This is a genomic window from Nocardia sp. NPDC052316, assembly GCF_044547795.1.
Taxonomy (GTDB): domain Bacteria; phylum Actinomycetota; class Actinomycetes; order Mycobacteriales; family Mycobacteriaceae; genus Nocardia.
Genome location: NZ_JBIUBB010000008.1, coordinates 231,953 through 248,619, shown reverse-complemented (window position 1 = coordinate 248,619; position 16,667 = coordinate 231,953). Strand labels below are relative to the sequence as shown.

The following is a 16,667-nucleotide window of genomic DNA, read 5'->3' as shown; positions in this document are numbered from 1 at the left end:
TTCCAGAAGCGCAAGCGAACTGTCGTCTGTTCCGACATGGGGATGGATGCAAGCAGCGGAGCCTGCGGAGCGACCTAAAGGCACCTTCAGGAGGATCAGTGACTGCGGTAGAGCCCCAGCCAGTCCAGCAGTTGGAAGCGACTCGGCCGTATCCGGCGCGGACCGGGCCGAAGGGTTCGTATCTCTACAAGATGGTCACCACCACCGACCCGAAGGTCCTGGGCACCATGTACCTGGTGACCGCGATGAGCTTCTTCCTCATCGGTGGTCTGATGGCGCTGTTGATGCGGGCCGAGCTGGCGCGCCCCGGCCTGCAGTTCCTCTCGCCCGAGCAGTTCAACCAGCTGTTCACCATGCACGGCACGATCATGCTGCTGTTCTACGCGACGGCCATCGTGTTCGGCTTCGCCAACATCGTGCTGCCGCTGCAGATCGGCGCCCCCGACGTCGCCTTCCCCCGACTGAACGCGTTCAGCTACTGGCTGTACCTGTTCGGCGGCACGATGGCGACCGCGGGCTTCATCACCCCGGGTGGTGCCGCGGACTTCGGCTGGACCGCCTACACCCCGCTCACCGACATCCTGCACTCGCCCGGCGTCGGCGCCGACCTGTGGATCCTGGGCCTGGCCGTCTCCGGTCTCGGCACCATCCTCGGTGGCGTCAACATGCTCACCACGGTCGTCTGCCTGCGCGCGCCAGGCATGACCATGTTCCGGTTGCCGATCTTCACCTGGAACATCGCCGTCACCAGCGTGCTTGTCCTGCTTGCCTTCCCGCTGCTCACCGCCGCGCTGTTCGGACTCGCCTTCGACCGTCACCTCGGTGGCCACATCTACGACCCGGCGACCGGCGGCATCCTGCTCTACCAGCACCTGTTCTGGTTCTTCGGCCACCCCGAGGTGTACATCATCGCGCTGCCGTTCTTCGGCATCGTGTCCGAGATCTTCCCGGTGTTCTCGCGTAAGCCGATCTTCGGCTACACCACGCTGGTCTACGCGACGCTCGGTATCGCCGCGCTCTCGATCGCGGTGTGGGCGCACCACATGTACGCCACCGGTGCGGTGCTGCTGCCGTACTTCTCGTTCATGACCTTCCTGATCGCCGTCCCGACCGGCGTGAAGTTCTTCAACTGGATCGGCACCATGTGGCGCGGTCAGTTGACGTTCGAGACACCGATGCTGTGGTCGATCGGCTTCCTGGTCACCTTCCTCTTCGGTGGTCTGTCCGGTGTCATCCTGGCCAGCCCGCCGCTGGACTTCCACGTCACCGACTCGTACTTCGTGGTCGCGCACTTCCACTACGTGCTCTTCGGCACCATCGTGTTCGCCACCTTCGCCGGCATCTACTTCTGGTTCCCGAAGATCACCGGCCGGATGATGGACGAGCGCCTGGGCAAGTGGCACTTCTGGGCCACCTTCGTCGGCTTCCACACCACCTTCCTGGTGCAGCACTGGCTCGGCGCCGAGGGTATGCCGCGCCGCTACGCCGACTACCTGCCCAGCGACGGCTTCACCGTGCTGAACACCATCTCCACCATCGGCGCGTTCATCCTCGGCGCCTCGATGCTGCCCTTCGTCTGGAACGTCTTCAAGAGCTTCCGGTACGGCGAGGTCGTCACCGTGGACGACCCGTGGGGCTACGGCAACTCGCTCGAATGGGCCACCACCTGCCCGCCGCCGCGGCACAACTTCTACGAGCTGCCGCGGATCCGGTCCGAGCGTCCGGCCTTCGAGCTGCACTACCCGCACATGATCGACCGGATGCGCGCCGAGGCGCACGTCGGCTGGGGTTCGGGTAAGCACGCCACCGAAGTGCACGAAGGCGCAGTGGCAACGAAGTAGGAATCAGTAACGACGACGAGTGTGCACCTGCTGGTGACCAGCGGGTGCACACTCGTTTGTGCAGTACCGGAGCGCGTGACAACGAGGTCCAGCAACAGCTACGGCAACTTCGAATCTGGAGTACAAACAGTTGGCCGACACAACCGTTCTCGTCACCGTCACCGGGCCCGACCGTCCCGGTGTGACGTCCGTACTGCTCGCGGCGATGTCCCGGCACCAGGTGAGCCTGCTCGACGTCGAGCAGGTCGTCATCCGCGGTCGGCTGACCCTCGGCGTGCTGGTCACCTGCCCGGGTGACCCGGAGTCGCTGCAGGACGAACTCGAAGAGGCGATGACCACCGTCGGCATGCACGTCGACGTCGAGGTCGACGCGGCGATCGGCAGGCAGCCGATGTCCACCCACGCGGTGGTCGTCCTCGGCGCGCCGGTCACCGCGCACGCGTTCAGCACGCTCTCCCGGCGGCTGGCCGCCCTCGGCGCCAATATCGACTCCATCCGCGGCATCGCGGACTACCCGGTCACCGGGATGGAGCTGCTGGTCACCGCGGCCGACACCGGCGCCGACACCGACGCGCGGCTGCGCACGGCACTGGCCGAGATCGCGGTCGCCGAGCAGGTCGACGTCGCGGTTGAGTGGGCCGGACTGGCCCGCCGGGCCAAGCGCCTCATCGTGTTCGACGTCGACTCGACGCTCATCCAGGGTGAGGTGATCGAGATGCTCGCCGCGCACGCCGGGGTAGAGGACGAGGTCCGCAAGGTCACCGAGGCCGCCATGCGCGGCGAGATCGACTTCGCCGAATCGCTGCGGCAGCGGGTCGCGACGCTCGCGGGTCTGGACGAGTCGGTGATCGAGGAGGTGGCCGACCGGATCGAGCTGACCCCCGGCGCGCGGACGACCATCCGCACCCTGCGTCGGCTCGGTTTCCGCTGCGGCGTGGTGTCGGGCGGGTTCCGTCAGGTGATCGAGCCGCTGGCCCACGAACTCGAGCTGGACTTCGTGCAGGCCAACACGCTGGAGATCAAGGGCGGCAAGCTCACCGGACGGGTTGTCGGCGAGATCGTCGACCGCGCGGCCAAGGCCACCGCGCTGCGCAAGTTTGCCGCCGAGGCGGGCGTGCCGATGGAGCAGACGGTCGCGGTCGGCGACGGCGCCAACGACATCGACATGCTCAACGCGGCGGGGCTCGGGGTGGCGTTCAACGCCAAACCCGCGCTGCGCGAGATCGCCGACGCGGCACTGTCGCATCCGTTCCTGGACGCGGTGCTCTACGTCCTCGGCGTTACCCGGCACGAGGTGGAGGCCGCCGACGCCCGTGACGGATTGCTGCGCCGGGTGCCGCTGAGCTGACCACGGCGTACCCGGTGTCGTAGGCCCGATCGCGTGGTCGCCGTCGGTAGGCTGGCGCCGACCAGGATCGTCGGGTGAATCGGAGGGTGCGTTGCGGAAATCTCTGCTTGTGCTGCTGCTCGGCTTGTCGGTCGTTGGCTGCGGCACCAACGATTCGTCCGACGGGGATGCGACCTCCTCGGCCGCGCCGACGTCGGCGCACGGACCCGCCGTGGTGACGGCCACCGAGGCCGACAACGGTCAGGAGCGCAGGCTCGCCGTCGGACAGCACCTGGTGGTGACGCTGCCCGCGAATCCGTCCACCGGCTACCTGTGGCAGATCTCCGAGCTGGATGCGAATCTGGTTCAGGTGCAAGGGGATCCGGGGTTCGAGACGGACCCGAACGTGCCGGTCGCCCCCGGCGCCGGTGGCAGTTCGGTGTGGACCTTCGCCGGTAAGGCGCCGGGCAGCACCAAGCTCTCGATGCACTACCTGCGACCGTGGGAGCAGGGTGTCGAACCCGCACAAACGTATTCGTTGACGATCAAGGTGGAGTGATGTCGAGCATCCCGGAGTGTGGTGCCGGAGTCCGGGACGCCGTGGCAGACCCGAGCGAGCCTGCCGAGTTCGACGAGGAAGGCTTCCGCGCCCGGCACGCGGAACTCGCGCAGGGTTACGGCGGCGCGGGCGATCCCGACGATCCGGCCATGGTGCAGGCCATGCAGATCGTGCTGCACCTGCCCAAGGTGGACCCGCCGCCGCGCAGTGCCGTGCTTGCCGCGGCCGCGACCGCGTCGGTGGCGCTGTGCCTGGACGAGCGGGTCGGTCCCGGCGGCGAGTGGGCGCAGCGTTACCTGGCCTGGAAGCGCTCACGTATCCGCAAGGTGAGCCGGCGTGCGCGCGGTGCGCAGTGGCTGGCGGCCAACGAGGTGGACGGCGTCACGGTCGAGGTCGAGGGCGCGCAGGCCAGGGCGCTGGTCCCCGGGCCGGTCGGTGCGGTGGATCCGCGGATCAAGCGGTTGCAGATCGGCGGCACCGACCTCGAGCACGACGACCCAGGCCCTGCCGACCCGGAACTGCCGGTGCTGTGGGTGAATTCGGCGCTCGGCATGACCGTCGGCAAGGCGGCCGCGCAGGTCGGGCACGCCAGCATGTTGCTCGCGGGGGCGTTGACCGCGGCGCAGGCGCTGCGCTGGGCCGAGCGCGAATTCCGTTGCTCGGTACGGGAAGCCGACGCACGACAGTGGCCGACGTTGGTCGATCAGGTCGCGCGTGGCACGGCGGTGGCTGTGCGCGATGCCGGGTTCACCGAGGTGGCGCCCGGCTCGATGACGGTGATCGCGGTCCCCGCCCGATCTCGGTGAGGGGGAGCCCTGGTGCGTCGCGGAGGCACGAGGCCGCTGGGCGCGCAGATCGGTCGCGAGCGCCGGACACCGGAAAAACACCTGCGTGGATTGCGCGTTGCGCGAGGCCGATCGGGGTATCTCTTCGGTCTACTCCTCTGAGGACGTTGTGCCCTACCCGCGCTGAGCTCTCCAGGCGGAGGCTCGTCGTATCGAGGCATCGCGGCCTCGCCGACCGAAGGAAGGACCAGCTATGACGACGCTGCTGGTGATTCTCGTCCTGTGGTTGCTCCTCTCGGTTCCACTGGCCCTCCTCGTGGCTCGGCTGCTACACAAGTCCGACGGCGAAGAGCATCCGCAGCCCGATCAGGGCGACGACCAGCGGCTACCCGACCACTTCCTGCTCGACTACCGCCGCTGACCCGGGCGACACGCTGCCCGCACCCCGCCCGCGTTGGCGAGCAGCCCGTGGCGTGGGCCAAGATGGACCGCGTGCCGCAACCCGATCCCGATCTGCTCATCGATTTCACCGACGTCACCGTTCGCCGCTCCGGTCACACCCTCGTTGGCCCCGTTACCTGGCAGGTAGAGCTCGACGAACGCTGGGTCGTGCTCGGCCCCAACGGCGCGGGCAAGACCTCCCTGCTGCGAATGGCCGCCGCCGAGCTGCACCCGACCTCGGGCATTGCCCATCTGCTCGGCGAGGTACTCGGCAAGGTCGACATCAGCGAGCTGCGCCCGCGGATCGGCTTGTCCTCCGCCGCGGTGGCCGGCCGGGTGCCGCGGGATGAGAAGGTCAGCGATCTGGTGGTGTCGGCGGGCTACGCGGTGCTCGGGCGCTGGCGCGAACGCTACGACGACATCGACACCGACCGCGCCGTGGACATGCTGGAAAGCCTGGGCGCGGAACATCTTTCGGACCGCACCTACGGCACGCTCTCGGAGGGTGAGCGCAAACGGGTGATGATCGCCCGCGCGCTGATGACCGATCCGGAGCTGCTGCTGCTCGACGAACCTGCCGCAGGACTGGACCTGGGCGGGCGTGAGGAACTCGTGGAGCGGCTCGGCGATCTCGCCGCCGACCCGGACTCGCCCGCCATCGTCCTGGTCACCCACCACGTCGAGGAGATCCCGCCGGGCTTCACCCACGGCCTGCTGCTCAACGAGGGCGAAGTGGTCGCGCAAGGTCTGCTCACCGACGTGCTGACCTCGGAGAACCTCAGCGACGCCTTCCGTCAGTCGATCGCCCTCGACCGGGTGGACGGCCGCTACTTCGCCCGCCGCGCACGGCGCGCGGGCAAGCACCGCACCCGCTGACCCGCCGCCGGTGCCGGCGCGCACCGTGCGCGGGTTAGTGTGCAGGAGTGAGTGAGACAAACCCGCAGGCCGACTCTCAGCCGCAGGCGCCCAAGGACGCGTCGACGGTGATGCTGGTGCGCGACGGCGCGGCAGGGCCGGAGATCTTCCTGCAGCGCAGGGTCGGCGCGATGGCGTTCGCGGCCGGGATGACCGTGTTCCCCGGCGGCGGCGTCGACCCCTCGGACGGTACCGCCGACATCGAGTGGGCCGGGCCCGAACCCGCTTGGTGGGCAGCGCGTTTCGCCACCACCGAGCCGAGGGCCAAGGCGCTGGTCTGTGCCGCCGTGCGCGAGACCTTCGAGGAATGCGGTGTGCTGCTTGCCGGCCCGACCGACGACAGCGTGGTCTGCGACACCGCCGGCTACCGCGAGTCGCGCGGCAAACTGGAACGGCGCGAGCTCTCGCTCGCCGAGTTCCTCGCGCAGGAGAAGTTGGTGCTGCGCGCGGATCTGCTTCGGCCGTGGGCGAATTGGATCACCCCGGTGGTCGAGTCGCGGCGCTACGACACCAGGTTCTTCGTCGCGGTACTGCCCGAGGGGCAGCTGGCCGACGGCGCCACCTCCGAGGCCGCCGAGGTGCACTGGCGCACGCCCGCCGAGGCGCTGGACCGGTGGCGGGCGGGCACCGACATCCTGCTGCCACCCACCTGGGCGCAGTTGTTCGCCCTCGCCGAGTTCGGCTCCACCGCAGAGATTCTCGCCGCCGAGGTGGTGATCGAGCCGATCATGCCCGTGCTGCGCGAAGGCGAGGGGCGACGCGGGCTGACCTTCCCCGGCAATGAGCACTACTTCGCCGGTCTCCCGGATGCGAGCAGGCTCAAGGGATCCGTCCGCAAGTGAGTCGCCAGGCGGCGACCGGTAGCGTGGCCTCTCATGGCCGAATTCGTGACCCTGGATCTGCTCGAGGGTGCCGGCGCGCGTCGCGTCGCCGTCCTCCGGATCGCCCGCCCGCCGATGAACCTGCTGAACGTGCAGCTGGTGCGCGAGCTGGCCGCCGCGGCCGAGACGGTGGCCGCGGACCCGACGGTCGCCGCGGTCATGCTCTACGGCGACGAGCGAGTGTTCTCGGCGGGTGACGACCTGACCGAGCTGGCCGACCTGAGCGAAGACCAGGCGCGTGCGATGGCGGCCGATGTGCAGCGCGATTTCGGCTGCCTGGCCAGGCTGCCGCAGCCGACGGTCGCGGCGATCAGCGGCTACTGCCTCGGCGGTGGGCTCGAGCTCGCGCTCGGCGCGGACCGGCGCATCATCGGCGACAACGTCAAGCTGGGCCTGCCGCAGATCAAGACCGGGCTGATCCCGCTGGCCGGGATCCGCCGCCTCGCTCTGCTGATCGGGCCGGGCCCGGCCAAGGACCTCGTCTACAGCGGCCGCTTCGTCGAAGCCGACGAGGCCCGCACCCTCGGCTTGGTCGACGAGGTCGTCCCGCCCGACGACGTGTACACCGCCGCGCTCACCTGGGCGCAACGGTTCACCGACGGCCCGGCCCGCGCCCTCGCCGCCGCGAAAGCCGTCTTCGAGGCGGGCCCGCACGGCCTGGACCGTGCCCAGACCGAATGGTCTGCTTTGTTCGGCACCGAGGACCGGCGCATCGGGACCGAGTCCTACCTGGCCGACGGCCCCGGCTCGGCGGCCTTCGTCGGCCGCTGAGCCCTGCCGAAGTCGATCATTCGAGTCCCGATCGCGACGTGCTGAGCAGCGGTTTTTCGAAGATCGCCTGATGGGAACAGGTTGCTTTCTGGCCATAGGTCCAGCCATGCCCGGAAACCATGGGCCGACAGCAGGGCAGGTCTGCGTATTTGGGTAGGCTTAGCCTCCATGACGGTACGTCCCGACGACCCAGCGCCTAACCCGCATGCGACCGAGGCCGAGGTCGAGGCAGCGCGCAAGGATACGAAGCTCGCCCAGGTGCTCTATCACGACTGGGAAGCCGAGACCTACGACGACAAATGGTCGATTTCCTACGACGAACGCTGCATCGAATACGCCCGCGGCCGGTTCGACGCGGCCGTCGGTCCCGCCCCGCTGCCGTACGAGCGGGCCCTCGAACTCGGTTGTGGCACCGGCTTCTTCCTGCTGAACCTGATGCAGGGTGGCGTGGCCAAGACCGGCTCCGTCACCGACCTGTCGCCGGGCATGGTCAAGGTCGCGCTGCGCAACGCCGAACACCTCGGCCTCGACGTCGACGGCCGGGTCGCCGACGCCGAGACCATCCCGTACGAGGACGACACCTTCGATCTCGTGTGCGGCCACGCGGTGCTGCACCACATCCCGGATGTCGAACTCGCGTTGAAGGAGTGCCTGCGCGTGCTCAAGCCCGGCGGGCGCTTCGTCTTCGCGGGCGAGCCGACCACCGCGGGCAACTTCTACGCCCGCTGGCTCGGCCGGATCACCTGGAAGGCCACCACCACCGTCACCAAGCTGCCGCAGCTGGCCGGCTGGCGGCGCCCGCAGACCGAGCTCGACGAGTCCTCGCGGGCCGCGGCGCTCGAGGCGGTCGTCGACCTGCACACCTTCGACCCCAGCGAGCTGGAGCGGATGGCCAGCTCGGCTGGTGCGGTCGACGTCAAGGCGACCACCGAGGAGTTCGCGGCCGCGCTGTGGGGCTGGCCGGTGCGCACCTTCGAGGCGGCCGTGCCCGACGAGAAGCTCACCATGGGCTACCGGCTGGCCATGTACAACGCGTGGCTGCGACTGAGCTGGCTGGACGAGAACGTCATGCGCCGGGTGGTGCCGCGTCAGTTCTTCTACAACGCGATGATCACCGGCGTGAAGCCGGGCAGTTCTGCCAAGTAGTGGGCTATAGCTTCAGTCGCGAGGATGTCGCCTACCTCGGCAGTCCGGCGGGCACCGCCGCGCTGACCGAGGTGGACCGGCTGGAGCTGACCCAGGCGACGCACCTGCGCGAGCTGGCGCGGGTGCGGCGCGACCACGGGGATCGGGCGGCGGCGCTCGTCGAAACGGTGCGTCTGCGGCGCAAGGCGGCCGCCAAGCTCGTGGACGCGGGGGACTGGCTGTTCACCGACGATGCCGTGCAGCAGGCGACGCCGACACTGGTCGCCCGGCACCGGGCCGCCCGCTTGGCCGGGCGCGCGGTGCACGACGTGACGTGTTCGATCGGTGCGGAACTCGCCGAGCTGGCGCGGGTGTGTCCCGCTGTGCTCGGCAGCGACCTGGACGACGCGCGGCTGTCGATGGCCGCGCACAACCTCGCCGGATCTCGAAATGTGTTGCTGGCCAAGGCGGATGCGCTGATGCCGGTGAGCAGGGACACCGTCGTCGTCGCCGACCCGGCCCGCCGGGCCGACGGCAGGCGCACGCACGATCCGGCCAAGCTGCAACCGCCGCTGCCGGACCTGCTCGCCGCCTACCCCGGCCGGGACATCGCGGTGAAGTGCGCTCCCGGACTGGATTTCGATCGACTCGACTGGTCCGGTGAGATCGAAGTCGTCTCCCTCGACGGAGCTGTTCGCGAGGCGTGCCTGTGGTCGGCCGGCCTGAGCGGTCCGTCGGTCACCCGCCGCGCGACCGTAACGTCCTCGGCTGGAACGTCTTTCACCCTCACGGACGCGGACTCCGACGGCATACCCGAACGCGCGCCCGGCGACTGGATCATCGATCCCGACGGTGCCGTCGTGCGGGCCGGTCTGGTCCGCCACTACGCCGCGAAGCACGGCCTCTGGCAACTGGATCCGCGCATCGCCTATCTCACCGGCGATGCCGTGCCGCCCGGCACCCGAGGCTTTCGCATCATCGACCGCCTCGACTACCGCGAAAAGACTCTCCGCGCCGAACTCCGCCGCCACGACTGTGGCCCGCTGGAGATCCTGGTGCGCGGCGTGGATGTCGACCCTGACAAACTCCGCCGTACCCTCAAACCTCAAGGCGCCCAACCGTTCACCCTGGTGATCACCCGGATCGGCCGCACCCCGACGGCGTTCCTGTGCCACGCTGTCGCAAGCACTCCGCTGCCGTCTACTGCTCCATCTTCTTGACGACGCGCTGCACCGTGAGCCAAGTGCGGGTGGTGATGTCCTTGCCGTAGGTCTTGTCGAGCCAGGTCATGAAGTCGGGGGTTTTACCGGGTTCGCTGTTGTCGACCACCGCGAGGAACGTGTCGCACGCTGTGTCGTAGCCGACGACCCGGGTGAGCGGGTCGGGTTGTTCGGGGAGCTTGCCTGGGGCTTTCTTGCGCTTCTTGAGGAACGTGGCGACGAGGTAGGTGCCGCGTCCGTGGGTGAGGCCGGGGAACGGGTCGGTGTCGAGCAGGGCGCGCAGCTCCTCGTAGCTGCGGATGATCGTTCCGCCTGCGATGCCGAGTTCCGCGTTGAGCGCCTGTTGGATCCGCGTCTCCAGCTCGCTGACGTCGGTGTCGGCGCTCTGGAACACGATGTTGCCGCTGGCGAGCACCGAGGCGACCTTCTCGAACCCGAGCCGCTCGAATACGCCGCGCACCTTCTCGTTGCTCATGTTCGGATTGCTCGGCGCGATCCCCCGCAACAGTGCGGCATAGCGATTCATATCGGGGAACCTACCCAACGCCACGGACAGACCGGGTGAACCGACGCTACGCGGTTTTGGCGCCGTTCTTCTTGCGTTCGATATCTTCCAGCGCCGCAAGGTATTTCGCACGCTCCTCGGCGCTCGCCTCCCAGGCGGCCTTGCGGTTCTTGACCACCTTGGCCGGCGCGCCGACCGCGATGCTGTAGTCCGGGATCTCCCCCTTGACCACGGCGTGCGCGCCGAGCACACAGCCGCGGCCGACCCGGGTCTCGCGCAGCACGGTGACCTTGGCGGCGATCCAGGTGTCCGGGCCGATCCGGACGGGGCTCTTCACGATGCCCTGATCCTTGATCGGCAGCGTGATGTCGTCCATCTTGTGGTCGAAGTCGCAGATGTAGCACCAGTCGGCGACCAGAGTGGATTCACCGATCTCGATGTCGAGGTAGGTGTTGACCACGTTGTCCTTGCCGAACACCACCTTGTCGCCGATGCGCAGCGAGCCCTCGTGGCAGCGGATGGCGTTGCCGTCGCCGATGTGCACCCAGCGGCCGATCTCCATCCGGCCCAGCTCGGGCGTCGCGTGGATCTCCACCCGCTTGCCGAGGAAGACCATGCCGCGCAGCACGATGTGCGGGTTGGCCAGCCGGAACTTGAGCAGCCGGTAGTAGCGCACCAGATACCAGGGCGTGTACGCCCGGTTCGCGAGCACCCAGCGCAGCGACGCCACGGTCAGAAAGCGCGCCTGCTGCGGATCCCGGCGGCGCGATCCCCGCCAGCGCGAGCGCAACGGTGCGCCCCACATGCTCGTCACGAACGGCTCTCCTGTCGTGGTCCAACGGCTCGTCCCCCGCCTCGGCGGGCGACGGGTAGAGCATAACGGGCGCGCTCGAGGGCCATCCGCGCACGCGGGTGGCGACAACCCGCGATGCGCAACGGCGGGACTCGCACACCCGCGCGGGCCCCTACCGTACAGTGACTGCGGCGCCGCGGGCGGCGCCCGGCGAATCCACCACGCGTACACCCGAACCGGGTCGCGCCAGCGCGGTGATTCGGCACGCTTTAGTCTCGTGCGAGCGGAAACGACGACAGGAGTGCAGCAGGTGCGAAGCGGCGTACTGGCTAGTTCCATGTGGCGACCGTCCCGGCTGCGGGTAGTTGCGTCGCTGGCCGCGGTCGGTGCGCTGGCGTTGACCGGCTGCGGCACCGACGTCGACGACATCACGGTCGGCTCGGGGAAGGGTTGGCCTGCCGCGTACCACGACGGCCGCAACGGTGGCAGCAGCCCGGTGGTCGGTGCCAAGAAGGTCGCGCTGAGCTGGTCGCGCCCGATCGGCGGGCCGGTCGCCGAGCCGGTGACCATCGGACCCGACGGGCAGATGTTCCTCACCACCCGAGCGCCCGGTTGCGCGATCTTCTCCTTCCAGATGGCCACCGGACGCAAGCGGTTCTGCACGCAGCTCGGCGCGACCGCGGTCGCGACACCGTCGGTGGTGGACGGCATGACGAATGTCTACGTCGGCGACGACGCGGACAACGTCGGCGCGGTCATGTCCTTCAACTACCTCGGGCAGCCGAGGTGGCGCACCCCGGTCGCCGGTGCCCCGGTCTCCTCGCAGTTCACCGGCGACGGGAACCTGCTGACGGTCACCCAATCCGGTCAGATCGACGTGCTGTCGCGCCAGACCGGTCAGCGCGTCGTGCCCACGGTGCAGTTGCTCGGCCAGCCCGACTTCCTGGACAACCCCAACCTCGACTGGCCTGCCGTCGGGCAGGGTCTCGACGACTGCCACGCCGGCGAACCGCAGTGCCCGGTCGCGAACATCTCGGCCGTCGACACCGCGAGTGGGCGCTTCTTCGTCACGGTATGGAAGCCGGGCAAGCCGACCGCCGCGCTCGTCGCACTGCGCTACGCGGACAACAAGATTCAGCAGGAGTGGAGCGCCGACCTGCTGTTCGGCGGTAGCGCGACCAGCCCGACCCTCGCGCCCGACGGCAAGACCGTCTACGTGGGCGACAACAGCAACCGGTTGATCGCCGTCGACGCCGCCGACGGCCGCACCAAGTGGGTGCAGCCGCTGGAATGGACGCCGCGCGGCGGCATTTCGGTGTCCGGTGACGGCTTGATCATCCCGTCCGGTGACGACGGCTACCTGCTCGCGCTGCGCGACAAGGGCGACGTCGCCGAACTCGCTTGGGAGCGTAAGGATCTGGGCTTGCGTGGGGTCCCGGTGCAGACCGCGGGCGGCACCGGCTACACCCCCGCCGCGATCGGCGAGGGCCTGAACCTGATCACGTTCGACACCAAGACCGGCGCCACCATCGACTCCGATGTGCTGCCCGGTGCGCAAGGCAGCACCACCGGCACCTCCGTCGGCGCGCAGGGCGAGGTCGTCGTCGCCACCCGCATCGGTGAGCTCTTCGTCTTCAAGCCCGAACGCTGATACTGCACGCGATCGGTTCGGCGCGACTCGCTTCGGGTTGCTGAGTCCGGCGTGGGTTCGACTCCGCGCGACCTGGCTTCGGGGCGCTGATTCTGCGTGCGATCGGTTCGGCGTGACCGATCGCGGGACACCGACTCCGGCGCGGAGCGGCTCGGTGCGACTTACTTCGGATCGCGCTCGGGGAGCGGGCGCTCGATGATGGTCGGGCGGCCCAGCGGGTTGCGGACCCGGCGCTTGGCGGAGTGGTAGACCTGCGCGGTCTCGGCCGCGACCACGTCCCACGCGAAGTCCGCGGTGAGCCGCTCGCGGGCGGCGTACGCGCGATCCTGAGCGGCGACCGGATCGTCGAGGGTGGCGCGCGCGGCCTCGACCAGGCCGTCGACGTCGGCGGGCGCGAAGGACGCGCCGGTGACTCCGTCGATCACCGCCTCACCGAGCCCGCCCGCGGAGGAGGTGATCAGCGGGGTGCCCGCGGCGGCCGCCTCCAGTGCGACGATGCCGAAGGGTTCATAGCGGCTCGGCAGCACGATGGCGTCGGCGCCGTGCAGCCAGCCGAGTAGTTCGGTGTGATCGAGCTGGCCGGCGAAGTTCACCGCGCGGGCCACCCGGTGCACCCGCGCCCGCTCCCGCAACCACTCGAACTGGGTGCCGACACCGGCGACGGTGAGCGTCGTACCCGGGTGTGCGCGGCGGATGCGCGGCAGCGCGGCGATCGCGTCCTGCACGCCCTTCTCGTACTCGAGCCTGCCGACATACAGCAGCCGAGGCGGCCCGGTGCGCGGCGAGCGCGGCCGAAATGTCCAGGCGCCCACGTCGATTCCGTTGCGGATCACCGTCATCGGCACCCGCTCCGGGCCATAGAGCCGCTCCACCTCGTCCTGCATCGAGGCCGAGCAGGTGATCAGCGCGTCGGATTCGTTGGCGAGCCACCACTCGACCGAATGCACCTGCCGGTTGACCTTGCCCGCGACCCAGCCGCTGTGCCGCCCTGCCTCGGTGGCGTGGATGGTCGACACCAGTGGCACGTCGTAGTACTCGGCCAGCGCGATACCCGGGTGCGCGACCAGCCAGTCGTGCGCGTGCACCACGTCGGGTGCCCAGCCGTCACCGATGCCCGGCTTGCCGAGCGCGATGCCCGCCCGCACCATCGCGTGTCCCATGGCCAGCGTCCAGGCCAGCATGTCCTCGCCGAAGTCGAAGACCGGCGGATCCTCCGCGACCGCGACCACCAGCACGCCCTCGGCGATGAAGGAGTGGGTGGGATGGGTCGAGGAGTCGGTGCCGGAGGGGCGCCTGGCCAGCACGACCACCTCGTGGCCCGCCTTGGCCAGCTCGGTCGCCAGGTGGTGCACATGCCTGCCCAACCCGCCGACCACCACCGGCGGGTACTCCCACGACACCATCAAAATCTTCATGCATGTCCTTCTGCGCTGGACGCGGCGTGCTGAGCAGCCACGGCGAAGCTTCCTCCGGACCCGGCGCCGCCGAGCCGTCGCGCATCCACACCGGGGAAGAGTCCGTCAGCCGCCCCCCATCCTGCCGCCAACTGCTGTGCTTTCGCGAGTTGGCCCGCGCCGACAGCGGCCGCGATCTCCCGCACGGCGTGCGCGTGCCGGTGTGCGCGGTCGCGTGCGTAGCCCGCGGCGGAGTCTTTGCTGACCATGAAGGCCCAGTCGCTGGACACGGTGAGGATGGCTTCGCGCAGCAACTGGTCGGCGACGTTGTCGCGCAGACCGGGCGCACCGTTCGCGGCGCGCATCTTGTCGATCGTGTCGAGGGTGAGCCGCACGATGTCGGCGTTGAGCTCCACCAGGTCGCTCACCTGATCGCCGGCCCAGACCCGCCAGTCTTTGCCCGAACCCCAGGACGAATCGGCCAATGGCACCGGCGCACCGACGAATCCGCGTTCGCGCGCATCGGCCAGCGTGCCGATCGTGACGCCCGCTTCGGGCAGCGCCCGCAACACCTGGGCCAACCACTGCGGCCCCTCGTGCCACCAGTGGCCGAACAATTCGGTATCGAAGGCGGCCACCACGAGCGCGGGCCGCCCGATGCGCTCGGATTCGCTGATCAGTCGCTGGCGCACCGTCCGCACGAAGTCGTCGACGTCGCGGCCGATCGCCGCGGCCGCGAGTTCCGGGTCGTAGGGCGCCTTGTCCGGACCGTCGACGGTCTTGCCGGTGACCCGGGACGGCTTGAGGCCGGTCGCGTGGTCGTAGTGATGAAAGTCACGGTAGGCGCTCTGGCCCGGGTAGCCCGATTTCGGCGACCACACCCGGTAACTCACCTGGAGATCCCGCCCGAACGCGACCACATCGGACTCGCGGACCGGCCGTCCGAGGGTGGTGTCGCCGCGCAGCGCGGGTCCGTCGACCATGAAATGGGTCACACCGGCGGCGGCGTAGCCGAGCTCCATGCCGGGGGTGTATCCGCACTCGGGAGCCCAGATGCCGGTTGGCGTGTGTCCCCAGCGATGCTGCGCGTCGTCCAGGCCCTCGACCAGCTGGAACTGCCGCAGCCGCGGATCGAGCAGCGGCTGGAACGGATGGGCGAGCGGGCCGCCGAGCAGTTCGATGGTGTCGGCGTCGATGAGCTCGCGCCAGACCGGCGCGGCGCCGTGCCGCCAGCGCTGCTCGAAGTCCGCCAAAGCCGCTGTGGCCAAACGATGTTCGTGCCTGCCGAGGGCGATGTTGCCCGCCATCGCGGCCTCGTCGGCGCGCAGCTGCCAGTTGCCGAGCCAGTGGTGCATGCCGGCCAGGCAGTGCGGGTCGTCGAGCTGGGCCGCGAGCACCGGCGTGATGCCGAGGCTGAGTAGATGCGAACGTCCTTCGGCGGCAAGGGTTCTCAGCACCTCGACGAGCGGAAGGTAAGACGCGGCCCAGGATTGGTAGAGCCACTCCTCGCCGACCGGCCAGCGGCCGTGATGGGCCAGCCAGGGCAGGTGGGAGTGCAGGACCAGGGTGAACTGACCGGGAACCGCCTCGCTCAAGGCTTCACCGCGATGGCGACCAGATCGAGGCTCGCGTCGATGTCCTCGGCGATCAGGGCGAAGTCGTCGATGGTGACGGCCGCGACGTCGGCGGTGAGGTCGGCGGGCCACGGCTCGCCGGCCAGCGCCCGCTCGATCTGCGCGTCGATGAACGAGCCACCGTGCTTGGCGTCCAACGCTTTCAGGCTCGGTCCGTGATGCACGCCGGTCATTTGTGCGACCTTGAATCCGGCCTCGACCAGCAGTTCGGTGAGCTCGGTGGCGTTCAGTTCGCGGGTGTGGAACGGATTGAGCGGGGTATCGCGACCGGGGGAGAAGGTGATCCGGTTCGGCGTGCTGATCAGCAGCTCGCCGCCGGGGCGCAGCACCCGCAGGCACTCCCGGAGGAACTGACCCTGGTCCCAAAGATGCTCGATCACTTGGAAATTCACCACGACGTCGACCGAGGCGTCGGGCAGTGGCAGCGCGGCGAGGTTGCCCTGGATCATCTCCACCCGCGGATACCTGGCGCGCACGTGCTCGACCGCGCCGGTGTCGTAGTCGACGCCGGTGACCTTGGTGGCCACCGTGGCGATCATGTCGGCGCCGTAGCCTTCGCCGGATCCGGCCTCCAGCACCGTTTTTCCGGCGCAGCGGTCAAGCAGCCTGGCATAGGCGATCTCGTGCCTGCGGAACCAGTAGTTCTCCTCGGCGATGCCGGGGACGGTGCGCTCGCCGGTCAACGGCAGCGGTTCAACGGCGCCGCCGGTCGTCTCCGGGGCGTCGGTCATGCCCGTCAAGTCGTCCACTGCGGCAGGGATCACAGCCTCGCTCATCATTCCGACGTTACTGGTACCAGAGGTTCGCGGGATACCCGCACCCGGT

General features: G+C 69.2%; 16 protein-coding genes. 11 read left to right on the top strand and 5 right to left on the bottom strand.

The window, feature by feature from the left end:
• Nucleotides 1-98: 98 nt before the first annotated feature.
• The 10 genes from ctaD to ACIHA7_RS35730 all read left to right on the top strand — a co-directional run bounded on the left by ctaD (nucleotide 99) and on the right by ACIHA7_RS35730 (nucleotide 9,865).
• Nucleotides 99-1,841: a cytochrome c oxidase subunit I gene (ctaD, locus tag ACIHA7_RS35775; protein WP_135232624.1), complete on the top strand. Its 1,743-nt coding sequence runs from the start codon at nucleotides 99-101 to the stop codon at nucleotides 1,839-1,841.
• 130 nt (nucleotides 1,842-1,971) lie between these two features.
• On the top strand, nucleotides 1,972-3,189 hold the full coding sequence (serB, locus tag ACIHA7_RS35770) for a phosphoserine phosphatase SerB (protein ID WP_397295865.1): 1,218 nt from the start codon (nucleotides 1,972-1,974) through the stop codon (nucleotides 3,187-3,189).
• 91 nt (nucleotides 3,190-3,280) lie between these two features.
• Complete coding sequence (locus ACIHA7_RS35765; protein WP_397295864.1) at nucleotides 3,281-3,727, top strand: protease inhibitor I42 family protein; 447 nt, start codon at nucleotides 3,281-3,283, stop codon at nucleotides 3,725-3,727.
• The gene (locus ACIHA7_RS35760) at nucleotides 3,727-4,533 is read left to right on the top strand and encodes a peptidyl-tRNA hydrolase (protein ID WP_397295862.1); all 807 of its coding nucleotides are present in this window, start codon (nucleotides 3,727-3,729) and stop codon (nucleotides 4,531-4,533) included. Before ACIHA7_RS35765 ends, ACIHA7_RS35760 begins: the two co-directional genes overlap by 1 nt.
• Before the next feature lie 232 nt (nucleotides 4,534-4,765).
• Nucleotides 4,766-4,933 carry a hypothetical protein gene (locus ACIHA7_RS35755; RefSeq protein WP_397295861.1) on the top strand — a complete coding sequence of 56 codons (168 nt, stop codon included), beginning with the start codon at nucleotides 4,766-4,768 and terminating at the stop codon, nucleotides 4,931-4,933.
• Nucleotides 4,934-4,995: 62 nt separating this feature from the next.
• Nucleotides 4,996-5,829, top strand: coding sequence for an ABC transporter ATP-binding protein (locus ACIHA7_RS35750; protein WP_397295971.1), 834 nt, complete (start codon nucleotides 4,996-4,998; stop codon nucleotides 5,827-5,829).
• A 110-nt stretch (nucleotides 5,830-5,939) separates the two neighbouring features.
• Complete coding sequence (locus ACIHA7_RS35745; protein ID WP_397295970.1) at nucleotides 5,940-6,710, top strand: NUDIX hydrolase; 771 nt, start codon at nucleotides 5,940-5,942, stop codon at nucleotides 6,708-6,710.
• A 33-nt stretch (nucleotides 6,711-6,743) separates the two neighbouring features.
• A complete protein-coding gene (locus tag ACIHA7_RS35740; protein ID WP_397295860.1) occupies nucleotides 6,744-7,520 on the top strand; it encodes an enoyl-CoA hydratase-related protein in 777 nt (258 codons plus the stop codon).
• A 168-nt stretch (nucleotides 7,521-7,688) separates the two neighbouring features.
• Nucleotides 7,689-8,666, top strand: a complete 978-nt coding sequence (locus tag ACIHA7_RS35735) for a class I SAM-dependent methyltransferase (RefSeq protein WP_397295858.1) — start codon at nucleotides 7,689-7,691, stop codon at nucleotides 8,664-8,666.
• Nucleotides 8,666-9,865 carry a class I SAM-dependent methyltransferase gene (locus ACIHA7_RS35730; RefSeq protein ID WP_397295856.1) on the top strand — a complete coding sequence of 400 codons (1,200 nt, stop codon included), beginning with the start codon at nucleotides 8,666-8,668 and terminating at the stop codon, nucleotides 9,863-9,865. Before ACIHA7_RS35735 ends, ACIHA7_RS35730 begins: the two co-directional genes overlap by 1 nt.
• On the opposite strand, the gene ACIHA7_RS35725 is transcribed toward ACIHA7_RS35730, so the two are convergent.
• Both ACIHA7_RS35725 and ACIHA7_RS35720 read right to left on the bottom strand, forming a co-directional pair.
• Nucleotides 9,846-10,391 (bottom strand): DUF1697 domain-containing protein, encoded by a 546-nt coding sequence (locus ACIHA7_RS35725; RefSeq protein WP_397295855.1) that lies wholly within the window; start codon nucleotides 10,389-10,391, stop codon nucleotides 9,846-9,848. The genes ACIHA7_RS35730 and ACIHA7_RS35725 overlap by 20 nt on opposite strands.
• 46 nt (nucleotides 10,392-10,437) lie before the next feature.
• Complete coding sequence (locus ACIHA7_RS35720) at nucleotides 10,438-11,184, bottom strand: acyltransferase (protein ID WP_135232615.1); 747 nt, start codon at nucleotides 11,182-11,184, stop codon at nucleotides 10,438-10,440.
• A gap of 316 nt (nucleotides 11,185-11,500) precedes the next feature.
• On the opposite strand from ACIHA7_RS35720, the gene ACIHA7_RS35715 reads away from it, so the two are divergent.
• Nucleotides 11,501-12,814 carry a PQQ-binding-like beta-propeller repeat protein gene (locus ACIHA7_RS35715; protein ID WP_397295968.1) on the top strand — a complete coding sequence of 438 codons (1,314 nt, stop codon included), beginning with the start codon at nucleotides 11,501-11,503 and terminating at the stop codon, nucleotides 12,812-12,814.
• A 161-nt stretch (nucleotides 12,815-12,975) separates the two neighbouring features.
• On the opposite strand, the gene ACIHA7_RS35710 is transcribed toward ACIHA7_RS35715, so the two are convergent.
• Genes ACIHA7_RS35710 through ACIHA7_RS35700 form a run of 3 tightly spaced genes read right to left on the bottom strand, consistent with a single transcriptional unit; the run spans nucleotide 12,976 to nucleotide 16,621 of the window.
• Nucleotides 12,976-14,229, bottom strand: coding sequence for a glycosyltransferase family 4 protein (locus ACIHA7_RS35710; protein WP_397295854.1), 1,254 nt, complete (start codon nucleotides 14,227-14,229; stop codon nucleotides 12,976-12,978).
• Complete coding sequence (locus ACIHA7_RS35705; protein ID WP_397295852.1) at nucleotides 14,226-15,803, bottom strand: 1,4-alpha-glucan branching protein domain-containing protein; 1,578 nt, start codon at nucleotides 15,801-15,803, stop codon at nucleotides 14,226-14,228. Before ACIHA7_RS35705 ends, ACIHA7_RS35710 begins: the two co-directional genes overlap by 4 nt.
• A complete protein-coding gene (locus ACIHA7_RS35700; protein ID WP_397295849.1) occupies nucleotides 15,800-16,621 on the bottom strand; it encodes a class I SAM-dependent methyltransferase in 822 nt (273 codons plus the stop codon). Before ACIHA7_RS35700 ends, ACIHA7_RS35705 begins: the two co-directional genes overlap by 4 nt.
• Nucleotides 16,622-16,667 lie beyond the last annotated feature (46 nt).